The organism is Nostoc sp., from assembly GCF_036917555.1.
Taxonomy (GTDB): Bacteria; Cyanobacteriota; Cyanobacteriia; order Cyanobacteriales; family Nostocaceae; genus Nostoc.
Genome location: NZ_JBALDD010000063.1, coordinates 83,600 through 103,131, shown reverse-complemented (window position 1 = coordinate 103,131; position 19,532 = coordinate 83,600). Strand labels below are relative to the sequence as shown.

At 40.8% G+C, this 19,532-nt stretch carries 17 protein-coding genes, 1 other RNA gene and 1 pseudogene; 15 read left to right on the top strand and 4 right to left on the bottom strand.

The genetic code is table 11. From position 1 onward, the window contains the following. The first annotated feature begins 513 nt into the window (after window positions 1–513). The 5 genes and pseudogenes from V7K60_RS22890 to V7K60_RS22870 all read left to right on the top strand — a co-directional run bounded on the left by V7K60_RS22890 (window position 514) and on the right by V7K60_RS22870 (window position 3,163). Window positions 514–1,038, top strand: coding sequence for a pentapeptide repeat-containing protein (locus tag V7K60_RS22890; protein WP_334928630.1), 525 nt, complete (start codon window positions 514–516; stop codon window positions 1,036–1,038). Then, entirely contained in the window at window positions 1,035–2,201 is a 1,167-nt protein-coding gene (locus tag V7K60_RS22885; protein ID WP_334929388.1) for a 5-(carboxyamino)imidazole ribonucleotide synthase, read from the top strand. Before V7K60_RS22890 ends, V7K60_RS22885 begins: the two co-directional genes overlap by 4 nt. A gap of 60 nt (window positions 2,202–2,261) precedes the next feature. Continuing rightward, window positions 2,262–2,445, top strand: a non-coding RNA gene (gene ssrS, locus V7K60_RS22880) — 6S RNA. A gap of 137 nt (window positions 2,446–2,582) precedes the next feature. Then, window positions 2,583–2,952, top strand: a pseudogene (locus tag V7K60_RS22875) (hypothetical protein); the annotation flags it as partial. After that, on the top strand, window positions 2,945–3,163 hold the full coding sequence (locus tag V7K60_RS22870) for a hypothetical protein (protein WP_334928628.1): 219 nt from the start codon (window positions 2,945–2,947) through the stop codon (window positions 3,161–3,163). The pseudogene V7K60_RS22875 and the gene V7K60_RS22870, both read left to right, overlap by 8 nt. 616 nt (window positions 3,164–3,779) lie before the next feature. Here V7K60_RS22870 and V7K60_RS22865 read toward each other — a convergent pair. Then, entirely contained in the window at window positions 3,780–3,917 is a 138-nt protein-coding gene (locus tag V7K60_RS22865) for a hypothetical protein (RefSeq protein WP_334928626.1), read from the bottom strand. 612 nt (window positions 3,918–4,529) lie between these two features. Between V7K60_RS22865 and V7K60_RS22860 the strand changes: the two genes are divergently transcribed. The 7 genes from V7K60_RS22860 (at window position 4,530) to V7K60_RS22830 (ending at window position 10,752) form a co-directional block, all read left to right on the top strand. After that, on the top strand, window positions 4,530–4,721 hold the full coding sequence (locus V7K60_RS22860) for a CbtB-domain containing protein (RefSeq protein ID WP_334928624.1): 192 nt from the start codon (window positions 4,530–4,532) through the stop codon (window positions 4,719–4,721). 38 nt (window positions 4,722–4,759) lie between these two features. After that, window positions 4,760–5,977, top strand: coding sequence for a hypothetical protein (locus V7K60_RS22855; RefSeq protein ID WP_334928622.1), 1,218 nt, complete (start codon window positions 4,760–4,762; stop codon window positions 5,975–5,977). A 155-nt stretch (window positions 5,978–6,132) separates the two neighbouring features. Beyond that, window positions 6,133–6,534, top strand: coding sequence for a DUF1636 domain-containing protein (locus V7K60_RS22850; RefSeq protein ID WP_334928621.1), 402 nt, complete (start codon window positions 6,133–6,135; stop codon window positions 6,532–6,534). Window positions 6,535–6,795: 261 nt separating this feature from the next. After that, window positions 6,796–7,818 (top strand): multicopper oxidase domain-containing protein, encoded by a 1,023-nt coding sequence (locus V7K60_RS22845; RefSeq protein ID WP_334928619.1) that lies wholly within the window; start codon window positions 6,796–6,798, stop codon window positions 7,816–7,818. Window positions 7,819–8,016: 198 nt separating this feature from the next. Next, window positions 8,017–9,054 (top strand): ComEA family DNA-binding protein, encoded by a 1,038-nt coding sequence (locus V7K60_RS22840; RefSeq protein ID WP_334928617.1) that lies wholly within the window; start codon window positions 8,017–8,019, stop codon window positions 9,052–9,054. A gap of 161 nt (window positions 9,055–9,215) precedes the next feature. Continuing rightward, window positions 9,216–9,650: a ferritin-like domain-containing protein gene (locus V7K60_RS22835; protein ID WP_104906910.1), complete on the top strand. Its 435-nt coding sequence runs from the start codon at window positions 9,216–9,218 to the stop codon at window positions 9,648–9,650. Between the two features lie 133 nt (window positions 9,651–9,783). Further along, a complete protein-coding gene (locus tag V7K60_RS22830) occupies window positions 9,784–10,752 on the top strand; it encodes an FTR1 family iron permease (RefSeq protein WP_334928615.1) in 969 nt (322 codons plus the stop codon). Window positions 10,753–10,887: 135 nt separating this feature from the next. Here V7K60_RS22830 and V7K60_RS22825 read toward each other — a convergent pair whose 3' ends face one another. Both V7K60_RS22825 and polA read right to left on the bottom strand, forming a co-directional pair. Beyond that, window positions 10,888–11,826 (bottom strand): ABC transporter substrate-binding protein, encoded by a 939-nt coding sequence (locus tag V7K60_RS22825; protein ID WP_334928613.1) that lies wholly within the window; start codon window positions 11,824–11,826, stop codon window positions 10,888–10,890. 128 nt (window positions 11,827–11,954) lie between these two features. Continuing rightward, a complete protein-coding gene (gene polA, locus V7K60_RS22820; RefSeq protein WP_334928611.1) occupies window positions 11,955–14,897 on the bottom strand; it encodes a DNA polymerase I in 2,943 nt (980 codons plus the stop codon). Between the two features lie 553 nt (window positions 14,898–15,450). Here polA and V7K60_RS22815 point away from each other — a divergent pair. Both V7K60_RS22815 and V7K60_RS22810 read left to right on the top strand, forming a co-directional pair. Beyond that, entirely contained in the window at window positions 15,451–16,155 is a 705-nt protein-coding gene (locus V7K60_RS22815) for a choice-of-anchor E domain-containing protein (protein WP_334928609.1), read from the top strand. Between the two features lie 346 nt (window positions 16,156–16,501). Further along, on the top strand, window positions 16,502–17,353 hold the full coding sequence (locus tag V7K60_RS22810; RefSeq protein ID WP_334928607.1) for a Cof-type HAD-IIB family hydrolase: 852 nt from the start codon (window positions 16,502–16,504) through the stop codon (window positions 17,351–17,353). Window positions 17,354–17,533: 180 nt separating this feature from the next. On the opposite strand, the gene V7K60_RS22805 is transcribed toward V7K60_RS22810, so the two are convergent. Beyond that, a complete protein-coding gene (locus tag V7K60_RS22805; protein WP_334928605.1) occupies window positions 17,534–18,298 on the bottom strand; it encodes a DALR anticodon-binding domain-containing protein in 765 nt (254 codons plus the stop codon). A 486-nt stretch (window positions 18,299–18,784) separates the two neighbouring features. Between V7K60_RS22805 and V7K60_RS22800 the strand changes: the two genes are divergently transcribed. Beyond that, window positions 18,785–19,504 carry a Crp/Fnr family transcriptional regulator gene (locus tag V7K60_RS22800; RefSeq protein ID WP_012412419.1) on the top strand — a complete coding sequence of 240 codons (720 nt, stop codon included), beginning with the start codon at window positions 18,785–18,787 and terminating at the stop codon, window positions 19,502–19,504. The last annotated feature ends 28 nt before the right edge of the window (window positions 19,505–19,532 follow it).

Genomic DNA, 19,532 nt, shown 5'->3' with positions numbered 1-19,532 from the left:
TTGAAAAATGGAAAGTCAAGAATTATAAATAACTCGGTGAGTATTACTGCTCAATAAAACTCTTGATATCTTGAAATTCAAATCTCCAAATGAATAATTGTAAATAAATCAACGAACGTAGACATAGCCCATACTAAACATTGCTTTATTCAGCTAAATTATTCCTTAAGAGTTAAGAATTTCAAGTTTTATCTTCATCAAGAGCGATAAGTTATGCTCCCCGTCTGTGTTTTGCTAAAGCTTGCTTGATCTGGCAGGTAATTTCTACTCAGTCATTGCGATCAGCATTGTATTTAATAAATATTGTTCTGAATATCTAATTTTAGTGCGATCGCAGATTGCCACTCTCTACCTCAAGTAGCAGGGATAATTTTGCTAAAGTAAGAAGCTTATGCTCTTTTTGCGTTACAAAATATTAAGCAACGGAAATACACGTTCTCCAAGTCCAGTAGCAAGGCTGCGAGTCTCAATGATTACGATCCAGTCTTGCTAATATTCAAGTGCGGTAATTAAATGCGGCGATTATACACCAAATTGGCTCTCGATATATTTTGGCGGCAAGCATTAGCATTCCTTCTCGGAATTATTATCTGGTGTGTGGCCGATCCAGCAGTGGCAGTAGACTGGACTCATCCACTGTCATTTAGCAATGCAGAGTTATCAAGACGTGATTTTTCTGGACAGAGTTTGCAAGCTGCGGAGTTTTCTAACGCCAATATGGAATTAGCTAACTTTACAAACGCTGACTTACGAGGAGCAGTCATGAGCGCTTCGGTGATGACAAAAGCAAATCTCCACGGAGCGGATTTAACGAATGCAATGGTCGATCAGGTAAACTTGACTAAGGCAGATTTGAGCGATGTAGTTTTCAAAGAAGCTCTTTTGCTCCGCGCCATATTTAATGATGTAAATATAGACGGTGCAGATTTTACAGATGCAATTTTGGATAGAGCGCAAATCAAAGAACTGTGCGGTAAAGCCAGTGGTGTGAATTCCAAAACAGGCGTGCAAACTCGTGATTCTCTAGGATGTCAATGAAGCGTGTTGGTGTAATTGGTGGCGGACAACTTGCTTGGATGATGGCGGATGCAGCACAGAAGCTAGGAGTAGAATTAGTAGTACAAACTCCTAGCGAACATGACCCGGCCGTGTCAATCGCTCAGGAAACTGTTTTTGCGCCAGTTGATGATGCAAGTGCTACAGAAATATTAGCTCAAAAATGTGATGTTATCACCTTTGAAAACGAATTTGTTAACCTGAATGCTTTATCTGGTTTAGCACAGCAAGGCGTTTGTTTTCGTCCTAAATTAGAAGCTTTAGCTCCTCTTTTAGATAAATATAATCAGCGTTGCTATTTACAGGACTTGGGATTACCAGTTCCTCAATTTTTTGCCCTTGACGAGGTGGAAAATCTCAAATCAAAAATAGAATATTTAGGTTTTCCAGTAGTCCTGAAATCCCGCCGTCATGGTTATGACGGTCAAGGTACTTTCATAATTCAGGATTTTGCTACTTTAGAGCAAAAGCTAAGTTTTGAAACCACAACAAAGACTTTAAATCAATCACTTTTATTGTTAGAAGAATTTGTCCCATTTGAAAGAGAACTAGCAATAATTGCAGCTCGTTCTGTGGAGGGAGAAATTGTCACTTATCCAGTGGTAGAAACCCAACAAGAACAACAAGTATGTCGGCGGGTGATTGCGCCAGCCGAGATTACGCCTAATCAAGTAGCAGAAATCCAAGCGATCGCACATACTCTATTAAATAGCCTACAAGTAGTGGGAATTTTTGGAATTGAGCTATTTCTGGGTGCTGATGGCAAAGTTTTGGTAAATGAAATTGCGCCCCGTACCCACAATTCTGGGCATTTTTCTCTTGACGCTTGCGAAACTTCTCAGTTTGAGCAGCACCTCAGAGCCGTTTGTGGTTTACCTTTAGGGAATCCGGCTTTACAGTGTGCTGGCGCTGTAATGGTCAACCTACTGGGGTATGAAAATTCTCACAGCGACTATCAAAGCCAGCGTCAACAAATAGCAGAAATTCTCCAAGCACACCTTCACTGGTATGGGAAGGCAGAATCACGTCCTGGGCGAAAGTTGGGACATGTCACTGTTTTGCTGGATAATCAGAATCGAGAGTTGGGAAGTGCATACGCCAACAACATTGCCCACACCATAGAATCTATCTGGTATCCCAGGTAAATAGATCGGAAAGTTTCGATATTGAACACACAACATCTTTTGAAAAGCTATAATGAGTGAGTTGCACTACGACGTTGGTGACTGCCATCAAGTTTTTTGATCTATGCCTTTAATGACAAGGGAGTCAGCTGTTCTCGTGGCAGTATACCGGGCATGTACCCGGAAACTTTAAACGAGGAATTTAGGTTCCCACCTGGATAAACCCAGGTCATAAACTTAGGTAAAACGGCGTCGCGGTGAACTTAAAATTATTAGCTCCCAAAGTTCAGTTAGAATTTGGGGGCTTTGATTATTTCAATCAGTTTAAAATAAGCGAACTGAAAGTAAAAACTGCCATGATTTAGGGAAACCTAAATACTGACGTCTCAAGAATTAAGCCGTATGGTCAGCATTCCCGGATATCACGTTAGCAAAGAACTCTACAACGGTTCTCGAACCTTAGTTTATCGTGCTAATCGAGAAACTGACCAAAAATCTGTGGTGATTAAGCTGATGAAAACCGCTTATCCCAGCTTCAGCGAATTGGTACAGTTTCGCAACCAATTCACCATTGCCAAAAATTTGAATCTATCTGGAATCATCCAAACCTATAGTCTGGAACCTTATCAGAATGGCTATGTGTTAGTGATGGATGACTTTGGGGGAATTATCTCTAAAGCAGTGGCAAGACAGAGGAGAGAATAGGAGAATAGGGGAAACACCACAAGCTCTCATTGAGTTTTTACAAGTAGCGATCGCTCTGTGTGATACTGACTGAAGACTTACCAAACCTAGTAGACTTGATGAAGGTGGCTTCAGAAAGAATTAAAGATATTAGCATCAGTCTTTGCACCTTCTCCAGAGCCGATACAACCGAAAAAGTTGCTTGTAATCTCCATGAAGGGATTGAGAGTACCCTGTTGATTTTGAAGTATCGCCTCAAAGCTAACGAAAAACGTCCAGCAACTGAAGTCAAGGATTAGGATTAGCGTAGACGCGGAGCGGCTTGCCGCAGGCATCGCTCGTCAAATTGTTGAGGAGACCCATGATGGGCGGTTGAGTTGCAATTCTGTAGTTGGCAAAGGAACAAAATTTGTCATTGAGATTCCAGTATTTGAACTAATTTGCGATTTTCCTCTCAATGCATAACGCTTCCAATTTCAGGGTAACTGAAACTTTTTATAGCAGCAAAGCATATTGGGCATCGTGGCTCCAAAACTCCTAATTTGGCTTCAATCAAGCCCAAACACCCTGGTTGCCGTTGTCTATTAACTCCACAGCACAAGGTTCTACTTTGAGATATTGATTTTTTCTTTCTCTTGCTTTTACTCACTGGGGATTCTCGGTAAATCTTAATTTTATGAGCTTGGAAATAATAAAATTCTACTTAATAAATATACCAATTTCTAGAAAATCCTAAGCTCGAATATAAGTTTTACCTTTAAAGCTATTGCAATCGCTTACCTTGTCCTATTACACTACCTTTTTATAGTTTATACAACCCATTAATAAAAAAATAGTGTGGTTTGACCACAACTATTTTGATTGATTAATCTACATCTTTGTATTACAGGAATCTTTAGTACAAATCTGATATTACTAATTTGCCCTTACTTGTGGTTTTCGTCGATGTTGTATTAGCAATCCAATCGCCATGCCAATACCGACAAAGGCTGTAAAGTAAAATAAACCAATCAATTGGATGTAAATTGGTGGTGCGATCGCTTTTATCTGCAACGCTACATCTGCGATCGGTTATCCTGTGACAGTATCCTTCACTTGTAGTATTACTTGCGGTTTTCTGCAATCGTGAAATATGAGACGAAGTACTTATTTTTGACCTCGTATAATTAATTTCGGTAGACCAAAAAGTTCTGCGTTAGGAAAGCTCACCGTACCCCTACGTGGAAGCAAGCTACACGCTTGCAGAGAAGGTATCGCTTTGTGATGGATAGCTGGATACACAATTTTTGTACAAAAAACCATATTCTAAGATACATTTTTTATAAATTTGTTGAGAAATTCAAGATAAGTAAAACTAATAGATTAGCCAAAAAGGTAAGGGTAGCTCTCTTACCATCCGTGAGTAGGAAGCGACACGACTAGTCACACTTAGGACATAAGATTGCAATGCCTCTGTCATTTAGATAGGTTTTACTAAACCTTACGTCGGTGTTAATATAGGTAATCTTCATGAATGAAAACGAAATAGCTGGCTCAGTATACTAGTACGGCTCATACAGAGTCTTATTCATCTGTTTTCAGTGATTTACTGTTCACTGCTAACTGTAGAAGTCAGAATACCCACCGAATCAATCATTAAATATCGTTTTATCTACGAGGTACAAAATGACAGTTCAATCTTCTAGTTCGGTTCAGCAACAAGTCAGCCGTCAAGTACTATCAGTACCTGTACAATCAGCGCTCTATGTTGCACTGTGTTCTTTGACTCTGTGGACAATTTATTTCAGTACATACCCCGCTATCCATGACACAACTCATACTCTGCGTCACCACACACTGATGGTGAGTTGCCATTAGTTGGTTGAGTCAATGATTAGCAGGAGTTCACAAATCAAATGACTTTATTTAAGTGGTCTAAGCTGATCGGTGTGATTTGCACGCTCGGAATTGTTCTGTATAGTTGGATCGGACTTTCCCAATCTCCTCAACCATCGGTGCGGCTAACAACCAATCCACCGATTAATCAGGTTCAACCCCTTGAGGCTGAAGCCACTACAGTGTTGGGTTCGGGACACTACAATCCGCCAGTGCAGCTGATGTTGCAAGCCGTAGATGCTCAAGGGCAATCTTTAAAGGATGCCAAAATCCACTTGCAATTGTTCACCCCTCCTAAAAACCCCTGGTTCACAACAGATTTTCCGATCGTCGAGGGAACAAAGTTGCTGGATATTGAAGGCAATGCACCAACAGGTCAGTTGCAGGTTCAACAAACCCTGCCGATCCGGGGAACGTATCAACTACAAATAGCAGTTACTCCGCTCGTTGCCAATGCGTTTGAGCCGATTCAGCAAACGCTGACGCTGACGCTGCCTGAAAATTCTTTAAAGTTCCGCTATTTTGGTATCCTGGTTGTGATTTTGCTGGCAGTTGGGCTACTAGGAGGTTGGGTGATTGGGGGCAGACAACCAATTCAACCGGGAGAAATTGCCCCGCAACGGGTGCGATTGTTGTTAAGTGGATTGATTGTGGTAGCGATCGCTGCACTCCTCTGGGTCAACATCAGCGCTGAACTTGCCGAATCACACCATACGATGTCGATGCCAGGTATGGGAGAAGAAGTTCCGCCCTCTAGTAAGCCTGCTAAATTGCAGTCTCAAGAACTTTATATGCAACTATCGGGTGACGAGAATGCAACGGTGGGTCAATCTGCCAAACTGCAGGTCAGCGTCAGCGATCCCAAAACCAGCCAACCCGTGACAGATGTCGTGTTGAAGGTAACAACCACCCAACTCGAAAATAATTGGCTGGCGTTTGCTTATGAGGGTACTCCAGACAGCAACGGAAAATTGGCGTGGGAGCAGGAGTTCTTTGATGGTGCTCCGCATAGCATTGTTGTCGAGGTTGCGCCGCAAGCAAATGCAATCAGGCAATTTCAGCCATTCCAAGTTGCAGAGAATATTCCAGTCGAAGGTGTCGCTCCGCCGATGTCTGTCCGGTTGATTTCGCTGACTTACTTCACCGGAATTGTAATAATTGGTTTGTTGCTGGGACTGTGGTTGCGACATCGGCAGACTCCGCGTACCAGATTAACTTGGAATCGTAGTGTTTCATAAGTCAGTGTCAAAAAGTTGTAAATACATTTGCCCTTAGTTTGTTCGCCCGATAATTAAACAGACTGATTGCCTAAAATCCATGTCGGATACCATTGAGTATTCGACATGGATTTTTATAAACACAGCATCAGAAATTGAACGGGAGCAATTTATCTATGAATCATCAACACATTATATTCGTTTGCATGAATTGTGAAAGTAGCGATCGCACAAAACAGTATGTTGCTAAAAGCAGTGGTGAACGGCTGCTAGAGAAACTACAAAGCCTATATCATGATTGGATGTTACAAGACAAGTTCTCGATTCAACCCGTTGAATGTATGGGTGTTTGCGATCGGGCTTGTGCAATTGCTTTCGTCTGTTCTGACAAACACACCTACTTATTCGGCGATCTGCCTGCTGATGCTGAAGATGTAGAGAAGACAGCAACTGCCGTACTTGACTGTGCTGGTCAGTATCACGCCAAGTCGGATGGTTTGCTCCCATACGCCAAGCGCCCAGAACCACTCAGAGCCGGAGCGATCGCCCGGATTCCACCTCTGCCCCTGTGTCAATAGACATTTTCCTAAGTTCCTTAAACACTTATGTCAGTACTTGTTGCTTTCATGAGTAATGGCGTTCATTACTATTTAGAAAAATATGAGAAGTTGAATTCTTTGGAATTGGATTTAAATAAAGCATTTTAAAACCGATTGCCAGATAGCATCAGACAAAGACAACATAAAATTGCTATAGACTATAATTACTAATTCATCTAAAATATTAAGAGTAATTGCAAATATTTTGCAATTATTTAGCGCTAACCATAACTAAATCTCATGCCCAACAACTTCGCTCTAAGTGACGGAAAACCTTGGAGCCGTCGTCAATTATTGAAGCTAGGACTAGCAGGTGCTGGCGTGACTGGTGCAGCTGGACTTTGGCAGATGCTAAATCTACAAAGTCAGTCTATCGTCAAAGTGCCACAACTCGATATGGAAGCACCAGACGACGCTACTAACCCGATGAAGATGTTAAGGGATTTTGATTATGGGACAGTGAAGCAAGAAAATGGGCGGACTATCCGGGAATTTCAGTTAACTGCCGGTACTTCCATTATAAATCTCAATAGTGCTGTCTCCTACAACATCTGGGATTTAAACGGTCGCATACCAGGGCCAACGCTACGGGCAAAACAGGGCGATCGCGTGCGAGTGCTTTTTCTCAACAACGCCGGACATTCTCACTCTTTGCATTTTCATGGCGTTCATCCGGCACAAATGGATGGTGTTCGCCCAATCAGCAACGGCAAAGCCACAATTTATGAATTTGATGCTGAACCCTATGGCGTTCACTTGTACCACTGCCATATTGAACCAGTTACCCGTCACATCGCTAAGGGGCTGTACGGAATGTTTATCATCGATCCACCGACTCCCCGTCCCCCGGCTGATGAAATCGTACTAGTGATGGCTGGGTATGACGTGAATGATGATAGCCATAATGATTATTACGCTTTCAATGGTTTGCCCCACCATTACATGGATCATCCCATTCGCATTTACCAAGATCAGTTGATTCGGCTATATGTTCTCAACATTATTGAATACGATCCGGTAGTGACGTTTCATCTCCACGCCAACTTCTTTGATGTCTATCGCTATGGCATGAGTATGACTCCTAGCGAGAAAACTGATGTAATTACGATGGGTATGGCCGAAAGGCACATTTTGGAATTTGCTTTTCGCTACCCAGGTAAGTATATGTTCCATCCCCATCAAGATGCGATCGCAGAAAACGGTTGCATGGGTCAATTTGAAGTAGTTGCCCAGAGCAATCAAAAGACTGTTAACAATTCATGACAAAATGAATAGTAATTTCTATTCAAGCTAAGTACAAGGTACTTAATTCGTAATTAATAAAATTTTAAATGAAATAGTTGATAAAAAATATCATTATATGCGAAAGTAAAATCTATGACAATTTGTCAAACAAACTATCTTTGAGTAATAGTTTGAAGCATTTGAACCAATACCTTTTAAATTGTGCGAGGAACATAAATGATAAGATTTCGCTATATCTGTTTAACAGTGGCAGCTGCGGCAATAGTTACCTTAAGTTCCTGTAGCAGTACACCAACCGCAGAAAATCCCTCAGCACCAGTTGCTAGCACTCCAGCTACAGAGGCAGTGAGTGAAAACAGTCATAGTGGTCACGGTAGCAAACAAAAAATTAACATTAACAGTGCAATATTGTCAGAATTGGATAAATTTGAAGCCAAGCTAGGTGTTCCGGCATTATCCAATAAAATCCAGGCAAATCGTCCCTACGGTAGTCCAGAAGATTTAGTTACTAAAAAAGTAATTACTCAAGAACAGTTCGACCAAATTAAAGACCAGGTTGGTGTTCAAGAAGTGGTACTCACAGGTGAGGCAAAAGATGTTGATTATATGTCTAAATTAGGCTTAATGAAAGGACATCTTTTGGTAGCACAAGAACTGCTGGATCAGAATCAGCCGAAACAGGCAGAACCTCATATTGGGCATCCAGTTGAAGAGATTTACGTTGATGTCGAAGATCAATTGAATGAACGAAAAGTCAAAGAATTTAAGACAACTTTGGTAAGTTTGCAAGATTTAGTGAAATCTAGTCCGAAAAATAGCAAAGTTAAGACTAATTTTACTTCTTCAATGCAAGCAGTTGATTCTGCGATCGCAACTTTGCCAGATGCTCAACGCTCAAAACCAGGATTTGTGCTACAGGTAATTAACGAACTACTAGATTCAGCTAACTCCGAATATGGCGCTGCGATCGCAAATGGTAAAGTAACCGCGCCAATTGAGTATCAAGACTCCCGTGGTTTTGTGGTTTACGCCAATGAATTATACAAAGGAATTTCTAGTCAAGTAGCTCAAGCAGATCCCGAAGCACACAAAGCGATCGACACAAGTTTTGCTGAACTAATTAAAGTTTGGCCCGCCGCAATCCCACCAGCACAAGCAGTAAAAATTCCTAATGATGTTACCAAACTGGTGAAAACCATTGAGGAAAACTCTCAAAAAGTGGTTGACAAATCCAATACCCAAGCACAGCTATAACACCTTAATTTAATGGGAAGTATAGGTTAAGGAGTTTAAAATGAGGAAATCATTAGAAGTTACGAATTACGTTAGCGTAGCGGTAGCGAGTCCGCGAGCGTCATTACGAACTTCTAACTCCTAACTCATTACACTCCATTCGTTACTTTAACTAACAACTGATGCAAGAACTTGACCAGAAAAAGACTATTGACCTGCTAAACGCCATCATGGAATTTGAACTAGCAGGGGTAGTGCGCTACACACATTATTCTTTGATGGTAACTGGCCCTAACCGTATTCCAATTGTAGCTTTTTTCAAAGCACAGGCAAGTGAGTCTTTACTTCATGCCGAACAAGTGGGAGAAATTCTCACCGGTTTAGATGGGCATCCCTCACTGAAAATTGCCCCAATGGAAGAAACCTACCAGCATAAAGTCAAGGATATCTTGGCAGAAAGCTTATCCCATGAAAAAAAGGCATTGGATCTGTATAAAGATTTGCTTGAAACTGTCACCAATGCCAGCATTTATCTTGAAGAATTCGCTCGCGGCATGATTGGGCAAGAAGAGATGCATAATCTCGAACTGAAAAAGATGTTACGCGATTTTGGTTAATAGTCATTAGTCATTAGTCAAAAACAAATTCAAAGGACAACTGACTAATGACAAAGCGCAAAGTCTGAGCTGAGGTTTCCTCAGTTCAGAACTTTGTAAGAGAGGACAACTGACTAATGACAAAGGACAAAAGATGAATTTTAGTACTGCTCTACCTACTTTTGTAATAACACTCCGAGAAGGAGTAGAAGCTGCCCTTGTTGTTGGTATTGTGCTAGCTTTACTGAAAAAAGCTAAACAATCCCAGCTCAACTCTTGGGTATATGCTGGTGTCGGCGTTGGGATTGTCGTCAGTGCCTTAATCGGTGTGCTATTCAGTTGGATAATTCAAGTATTAGGAGCACTTAATCCTCAATACACCTCCGTAGTTGAGCCAGGGCTAGAAGGTGTGTTTAGTGTGTTAGCGATCGCAATGCTCAGTTGGATGCTAATCTGGATGACTAAACAAGCCAGATTCATGAAAGCTACAGTTGAGGGAGCAGTAACAGAAGCGCTGATACAAAACTCAAATGCTGGTTGGGGTGTTTTTACATTAATTTTAATTGCCGTTGTCCGCGAAGGCTTTGAAACTGTTCTGTTCGTTGCAGCTAATTTTCAACAGGGATTAATGCCAGCATTGGGTGCTATTGGTGGTTTGGTAGGGGCATGTGCTGTTGGAGTGCTGCTATTTAAATGGGGTGTCAAAATTAACATCCGCCAGTTTTTCCAGGTAATGGGCGTTTTATTAGTGCTGATTGTCGCTGGGTTAGTAGTTTCAGCCTTAAAACATTTTGACGACGCTGTAGCTAACCTTGCCCTTAGCAGTCGTGCTACAGAAAGCCTTTGTTTCTATTACGAACGTTTTACTAAAGTCCACTCCTGTATTTTGGGCCCAATAGTTTCCAATACTTCCACAATCTTGCCTGACGAGCAGTTTCCTGGGATTATTCTCAAATCTTTATTTGGCTATAGAGACAATCTCTATCTTGTGCAAGCAGTGGGATATGTGACGTTTTTACTCACCATTGGAGGACTGTATTTCCGCAGCCTTGGGGGTGCTTCGCCTGAAAGTAAAAAGAATATCCCCTTTGGTCAAAAACCAATTAGTTCTGCAAAAGATTAAAAGCACAGTCAATTTTATATTTTTGCCTCGTTCCCAGTCTCTGACTGGGAATGCCTATTGGGGGGATCTGCCCTCTCCTTTATTCATCAATAACAAGCATTTCAAGGTATAACCTGAAAACAAGATTTTAACCACCTACTTAAGACTCTGTGGTGTAAACAACGCTTGCTTAAGCTGCTGACAAGCCTTTTCAATTGCATCTATACTACCTGGATTCACCAGACCAAAATAATCAAACACATAGACTCGGTTATTTTTAGTTGCTTGCAATTGCTGCCAAAAAGTTTCCTTTTTCAACGAATCTAAAAGTGCTGCTTCTGAATTTCCTTGTGGAGGATTAACTAAAATTATCACCTGTGGATTTGCTTCTAAAACTTTCTCAGCCGAAAGCGTTACATAGCCACCAACTGGACTTTTTCCTTGTAAATCTGCTGCTACATTTTTCGCCTGGAATTTCGCCAGCAAATCCCCTGCCCAACTGTTTTTATTCGGCGCTAAAATTGGTTGACGACTAACTAGCGCTAAAGTAGAAGGACTCTGAGTTGGCTTATCTGGCAAGAAAGTTTTGTAACGGTTTAACAAAGGCTGAGGATCAGCATTAATTGACTGAGCCAGTGTTTTAGTAAGTTCTTCTAGAGATTCCCAGCTATTCACCTTAGTGAGCAAAGTTTGAATTCCTAGCTGCTGAAGTTTTTGAATTGGAATGTTAGAAAAACCTTCAGCACCAATAACTAAATCTGGTTTGAGTGCTACCACTTTCTCTAAATTTGGTGGACTTTGTCCTTCGCTAACGCGGGGAATATCCTTGAATCTTAAGTCATTCTTAAATAATTTACTACCAGTGATTCCAACAACTTTTGTTTGATCGAGTCGAGAGATAATATCAGCAGAAAGAGAAGAAAGAGCAACCACTCTTTTTGCCGATTCTTTTGGTAATTGCTGAGAGTTCTCATTAGTTACCTCAGTAGTATTTTCCACTTTTGTTTGTGGTTGCTGGGTATTTACAGTGGTACAAGCAACTAAAACTATACTCAACAAAACTGCGAAAGCAGACAAGAGCCAACGACTATGCATATTAAAATTCCTTATATGAGTAAGAATGGTATAACATTAGTATTCGTAATTCGTAATTACTAATGACGCTATCGGTTTAATTACGAATTACGAATTATTAATGTAATTTTTCTAATCCCCAGTTAAACTTACTTCGTCTCCATCCAATTTTCACCTACACGCGCCTCCACCAGCAAAGGCACACTCAACTGCACTGCATTTTCCATCACCGACTTAATTTGCAGTTGTAATTCTTCCCATTCATGGGGGGGAATTTCAAATACTAATTCGTCGTGAACTTGCAACAATAAACGCGCCTGATAGTTCTTCAAAACCTCATGCAATCTCACCATTGCAATTTTGATAATATCAGCGTTGGAACCTTGAATTGGTGCATTAGCCGCAGAGCGTAATAAACCTGCATCATAAGCACCCAAATTTTTCAATTTACTCAGAGCAATATCTTCTGGATTACTGCCTTTTAATTTGCGTAAACTGTTATTATTAAAGTCAAAGTAACGACGGCGACCGAAAATAGTTTCTACATAACCAAGAGCGATCGCTTCTTTTTTCACTCGCTCTAAATATGCAAAAACTTTGGGGTATCGTTCATTAAACCGCTTAATGAACTCATTAGCAATAGTCTTATCTATCCCAGTTGAGCGCGAAAACCTTAAAGAACCCATGCCATAAATCACGCCAAAATTGATAGTTTTTGCCATCCCTCGTTCTTCTGATGTGATATTTTCTTTTTCAAATACTAACCGTGCTGTAACAGTATGAACATCTTCATTTTGCTGATATGCTTGCACTAATATCGGCTCTTGACTCAAATGAGCCAAAATCCGTAATTCAATTTGTGAGTAATCAGCAGCCACCATTAACCAACCAGCTTCTGGCAAAAAAGCCTTCCGAATTTGGCGACTAAAAGCTGTGCGAATGGGGATATTTTGTAAATTCGGATTAGAAGAAGATAACCTACCTGTAGATGTTGCTGCTTGGTTAAAATCAGTATGCACTCGCTGCGTATCTGGACGCACCAATGCAGGTAATGCATCAACATAAGTAGACTTTAATTTAGATAGGGTGCGATACTCAACGATCGCCTCAACAAATCCAGTGTTATCATCTTCTTGAAGTCTTTCTAGTGTTGCTGCGTCTGTAGAGTAGCCCGTTTGAATTTTACGAGAATGTCTGGTGCTTAACCCCAATTTTTCAAACAAAATTTGACTCAATTGTTTAGGAGAACCCAAGTTAAAATTTTCCCCGGCTATTTCAGTTGCTTCCTCTTTTAACCTGGCTAACTCAGTTTCTAAATGCTGCGAAAGTTCTTGTAAATAAGCTGAATTAATCCGAACACCTGTATATTCCATTTGGGCTAAAACAGCTTCTAGCGGCTGTTCCACTTCCACTAATAGCTTAGATAAAGCTGGAATTTTCTCTAGATCCTCACGCAGTTTCGGTACTAAGCCAAAGGTAGAATAAGCATCCATACCGCAGTAATCTGCGACGGCGGGAATATCTATATCAGCAATGGTTTTGCCTTTAGGAACTAAATCTAAGTAACTTTTAGCTATCAATCCCAAATATCTCTGCGACAAATCCATTAAATTATGACTTGAATCTGGATTTAGAATATAACTTGCCAGCATGGGATCAAACACTACTCCCGCCAAATTAATTCCTTGACATCTGAGAACTAGGCGGTCAAATTTGGCATTCTGTAAAGCTTTGGGATAATCGGCACTTTCGAGAATTGGGCGTAATGCTTCTAACACCAAATCTTTATGCAAATTTTCCCCAGTTTTGTGCCCCACAGGAATATAGGCTACCTCATTTGGTTGTGTTCCCCAACAGCAACCAATTCCTACTAACTCAGCATCTCTTGGTTCTAAATCCGTAGTTTCAGTATCCCAAGCAACGGGTGTTTCTGGATTAGTAAATGTTTGCAAAAGTTTCACTAACTCAGTTAGTTTGGTTTCGGTGTTAATAATGTGCGGTGTAATTGGGGAAGTAGATTGTTGTGAGACTGCTGCTGTATCACTAGCACTGAAAAACCACAAATTGTTATCTTCATCAGCGCTGAATTCAGAATTAGTAGAGTTGGGATTACTTACGTCTATTTTGGCTTCTTGTTTTTCTTCAACTTTGCCCCCAAAACGTTCCTGAAGGTCGTTGATTTTGCCTAAAAAAGACTTAAATTCTAATTTTTCTAAAATTGGTGATAAGACGCTTGTATCAAAGCCTTTTAATTTGCAATCTTCTAAATTAAATTCTATAGGAACATCTAAAACTATGGTTGCCAAATAGCGAGACTTCTGGGCATCTTCTTTACCCGTTGCCAGTTTTTTCTGAGTTGCGCCTTTAATTTCATCTAACGCAGCATAAACATTCTCAAGTGAACCATAGCTATTTAGCAGTTGTACCGCTGTTTTTTCACCAATTCCCTTGACACCAGGAATATTATCTGATTTATCACCACAAAGAGCTTTGAAATCAACAATTTGTGAAGGTAAAACGCCCATCTTCTCTTTAACTTGTTCTGCTTCAAATTCTGTGATGCTATTTGTAGAGCGCTTTAGGGCATCTGGACTAAAATTCAGAACAGTGATTTCTTTGTCAGAGTCGATTAGTTGAAATAAATCACGATCACCAGTCAAAATCTTCACCTTATACCTAGCAGCAGTTATTCGTTGTGCTAAGGTTCCCAAAACATCATCAGCCTCGAAACCAGGGGCAGTGAAAATTGGTAGATTGAAGCCATTCAGCAACTCATGCAGGTTTGCTAAGTCGGGAATGAAGTCTTCTGGTGTTTCCGGGCGATCGGCTTTATAAGTCTCATCAGCTTCGTGGCGAAAAGTTGCCTCAGCCAAATCAAAAGCGATCGCCATTGCTTGGGGCTGTTGTGTTGCCATTACCTCTAACAGGGACTTCACGAAACCAAAACATATACTGGTGGGAATGCCTGCTTTAGTACGCAGTCCTCCATCTCGCCCTTTGGCGAAAGCAAAGTATGAACGATAAGCCAGCGAGTGCCCATCTACGAGGATGAACGTGGGACGGGTTGCAGTTACAGAAGTGATTTCAGACATAGCCCTATTTTAGCCAGAAGCTTTGTTACATAGTTAGCAATTTCAGATGCTCGTTTAGCTTAGCTTTGATGACAATAGCCCAATTTATACGTATTGTTTAAATCTTAGTACTATTTTAGACAAATAAATATCTACGCATTTGCAGCTTTAGTACGGAAGCCAAGTAGAACCAACTTTTGCCAGGGATACCAGCCCAATTAAGTATGTGAATATAAGCATAGTAACCAGGTAGTAACTAGATCCCTAACTTATTACCAGAAGTCGGGGATTTATCTCCTGAGCCTTTTATGTTTAATTAGGTTGACCTAGCTTACATCTCAGGAACCAACAAAAACTAACTTAATATTTCGACATAAGATTGCCACTATCAAAACCACTTTGCCTTAACAAAACTTTATATATAGCACTCAAAAAGTCTATTTGTCGAAGGAATTTGAACATAACAACTTTACATAAAGTTACGTGTATTTATCAAGACTATAAGCAAAGTTTCAGAGTTAGAAATAGGTTAGTAATCCGGTAATAATTCGTTTCAGAAAGGCATCTTTTATCCATGACAACAAAACTATTCAACACTCTAGCTGCTGCTACAACTTTGGCAGGAATCGTTGCAACATCTGGAGCAGCTAATGCAGCTTCTCTCTCATACGCTAGTTCCACTGATTACGATTTCACAAATATCATTGATGCACCTCTGAGCGTCCAAAAATTTGACTCATCTTTAGGTACACTTAAGGATGTAACGATAAGTTTTACTGGCGACTTACTTGGAAATGCAGGTTTTGAAAACAGGAGTCCAACCGCGACTCAGGTGACAGTAAATCTTGCTAGTCAAATCAGTTTAAAACTAAATAATCAGTCTCTGTTTGCGCTCAATCCACAAGATATATCGAGTTATCAAGCTGCTAAATATGACCATATCACTGATTATAGTGGTACCTCTGGAAAGACTATTTCTAACTTAACTGCTACACAATCTGCTACTCAGTCTTTCACCAATACCCAATTCTTGCAGTCTTTCACTGGTAATGGCAACATAGACTTTTTGTTCTCAGCTTTAGCAAACTCAGTAGTTACAGGTTCGGGCAACATGAGATCCTACATTGATACTTATGCTAAAGCAGGTATCAAAGTAACTTATGACTACGATGAGGTGAAATCAGTACCTGAATCCTCTGCCACACTGGGAATTGGTTTAATTGCTGGGCTTTGTCTATTGTCACAACGCAAAAAAAGCTGGATCAAAATGTTTAATTAATAGGCTTTCTTAAATAGGTAGGTTTTTTCCATCCTATCTATCAAGCAGGCTCTCTAATTTAAATAATGAAAAAACCCGATTCTCGAAAAAGTCGGGTTTTTTTATTGCGCTTATATCCTTACGGTAGTAGTCTGTCAAGTTTAAATTGATGGGTAAGCAAGTTCGTAGTAAGGACTAAAGTCCTTAACTTTCTAAGCACTACAGTGCTTACTACAAACTTTTCATTACTAGCTTAGACATTGTAGTAAGGAAATTAGATTGACTAGATATGCCAATTTTTTCTACTACTTTCTACTAATCGCTAGAGCCTGTTAACCTCTTATTGTAACTTAAAATATAGGAAATCATGCAGAAAGCATTTACTCACAATCAGGCTGCTGCAAAAGACATTAAATTACTAGTTTTGGATATAGATGGCACGATCGCTGGACACTCTAACACTATCAGCAAACCTGTAAAGCAAGCTATTATTGCAGCCCAAGCACGAGGAATTCAAGTGGCGATCGCTACAGGTAGAATGTATTGTTCAGCCTTGCGCTTTCACCAAGATATCAGTTCTACTTTACCATTAATGGCCTATCAAGGAGCCTGGATTCAAGACCCAATAACCCAAAAAATTCATCGCCATTGGGTTGTTTCCAGAGAAATCGCTCACCAGCTACTCGACTATTTTGAACAGCCGGAGTTGCGATCACTTCTATCTGTTCACTTTTACATCAACGATCAGCTATACGTTCGTGAGTTAACCAGAGAAACCAAAATTTATGCAGAACGTTCTGGTATTATTGCGATTCCTGTGGGTGATTTGCGTCAAGCCTTAACTAATGAACCGACAAAAATTCTTGCTTTATCTGATGACATTGACGTAATCGATAAGTTATTAGGAAATTTGCGCCGCCAATACACACCCGCTGAACTTTATATGACAACCTCTGTTGCTACCTTTTTTGAAGCAACTAACGCCTCTGTAAATAAGGGGACTGCTGTACGTTACCTAGCCGAAGAATTGCTGGGATTACAATTAGCCAACGTTATGGCGATTGGCGATAACTTCAATGATGTGGAAATGCTGGAGTATGTTGGACTTGGTGTCGCTATGGGCAACGCACCAGCAGGAGTGCAATCGATCGCTAAGTGGGTAGCTCCTAGCGTAGAGGAAGATGGGGCAGCAGTAGCAATTGAAAAGTTTTTGCTGTAGTCAGGGTATTCTTTCAAATCTAACCCATACAAATCAGAAAGGACACCGACGACTGGCCGTGTTTCGTCTCGGTGCCCCTGCTGGTTCGCTCCTCACACACCTGCTAATGTATCCGAGGTGGTGCATTGAGTCAATAGCTATATAAAAAGTTTTTATTTTTGCCTAAGCAACATTACCAATTTATAACTCCAAAGGCGCAAAAACCCCCAGATTTTCCTCTAGGACAAATTTTAATACTGACTGAGTAGCCATGAGTAATCCGAGTCTAGCTTGGGCCAGTTCTGGTGATGTAATTTTCACCTCACCCCAAATCCGGCAATTAGACCAAAACTTTTCAAAAGCTTGGCTCAAATTCAGCGCTACTTTTTCCCATTTCACAGAACTGTTAACATCAGGGCACTCTATCTTGTCTACCACTTGTATTAATTCGCCAATTAGACGACGCTCATCTGGGTGATTTAGCCGTAGTGTTCCGTTGCAATTAAGCCAAGGTAGAGGGTTAGGAGAGATAACATCCCAAAAAGCTGGACTAGTATTTGGAACTGGTTCTCTAAGTTTAATTAATCCCTCTCGATCAGCCAGAAGCACTAGCGAACAGCAGCGTGCATGAGCATATTCAACAGCAAACAATGAATTGGGTACTGGGCATTGGGAAAGAGGAGGCAGGAGGCAGGAGTTCTTTAATTTTGAATTTTGAATACTTTGACGTCGCTCAGTACAAGTTTTGAATTTTGAATTGATTTCTCCCTCTTCCCCGCAACTCCCGACTACGAGACTTTGTAACCAAGTCGCTAAGGTTGAGTGAGTTAATTCAAAATTTATCCAACCTGGGGGAACTATTTGGATGCTAAAAACGTCTTTACAAATCCCTGATAAATCTGAAGCGATCGCACTGGCAAGCTCCATCGCTTTCCGATTCTGAGATTTTGATAGTCGCAAAGACACACTCGATATATAGAAAACTCTATTGTCATCTCTACCTTTATATAGAGAAATTTTTTCCTCTTTTATGCATCTACTTTCTAGATTATAAGTATCAATGCTTAGTAATTTTATTAGATAACTATACAATAGCTGTTTGATTGACGTATATTTGCTAACTGGTAATTTATAATGCACGTAATATTAGTTAAATAGTCATGTAAGATAAATTTGTTACATTTCTGTCATCTATCTTGCGGTATAAATTTAATTTAGATGAAGAAAAATGAGAAGAGGATAAAATTTGATGAATAATCGATGAATAGTAAGTAAACTTTACTACCACCATTGTACAGTAGGAAGTATAACAAAAGAGTAGAGAGTAATTTGCTTTCTATTCTTTGGATTGGCTGGCGCTGTTAGGCGTTAAGCCTGCCTCGTCAACACAAAGACACTCCTTGCACCCTTTTATTTACGTCTTTGTCTTCAGCCGAACGCTCTTTGTTACCTATGCAATCTCCATCCTCCTTTTCTGAGGCATCACGGCCTTTTTTGACTTGGCAACGCATTCTTGACTGGGCTCAAGAACACTACCGCTGCCGCACCTTTAGCAAAGATGAGCGCATTCCAGCCCGGCCTGGATTGCTGTATTTGGTGCAAAGGGGTGCGATCCGCATGGTAGGAACCGCCCAAGTTAGTGCGACTGCTAGTCAGCTAACGTCTCGACGAATCAACAGAACTCCAGAAGAAGCGTTCTTGGGTTTTGTGGGAGCGGGACAGCCATTTGAAATTGTTGCTCAGTCACCATTCACACTCCAGGCTTACGCCCATGTTGACCAAACTGCGGTGCTGTGGATGTACTGGCATGATTTAGATAATTGGCCTCACTTCCGTCGCGAAGTTATGGATGCCTTTAGGTATCAGCACCAGCGTAAGCTGCTGTGGCTGAGTGCCTTGGGACAACGCCGCACAATTGACCGACTCTTAGGATTTCTCACATTGTTAATTGAGGAATATGGAGAGCCAGCAATGAGCGACACCGATCCTGATGTGATTCGCGGTTATTGTCTGCCCTTTCCCCTGACTCATGCCCAAATTGGTAGCGCGATTGGTTCGACTCGTGTCACCGTCACCCGCTTGATGGGTAAGCTGCGTCAACGTGGTTTAATTCTGACTCAAGGGGATAATCTAATATGCTTGCCAGCAGAGTCGATTAATAGAGCTGGTTAAGGTACAGTTCAGAGCGGCGATTTCCGCC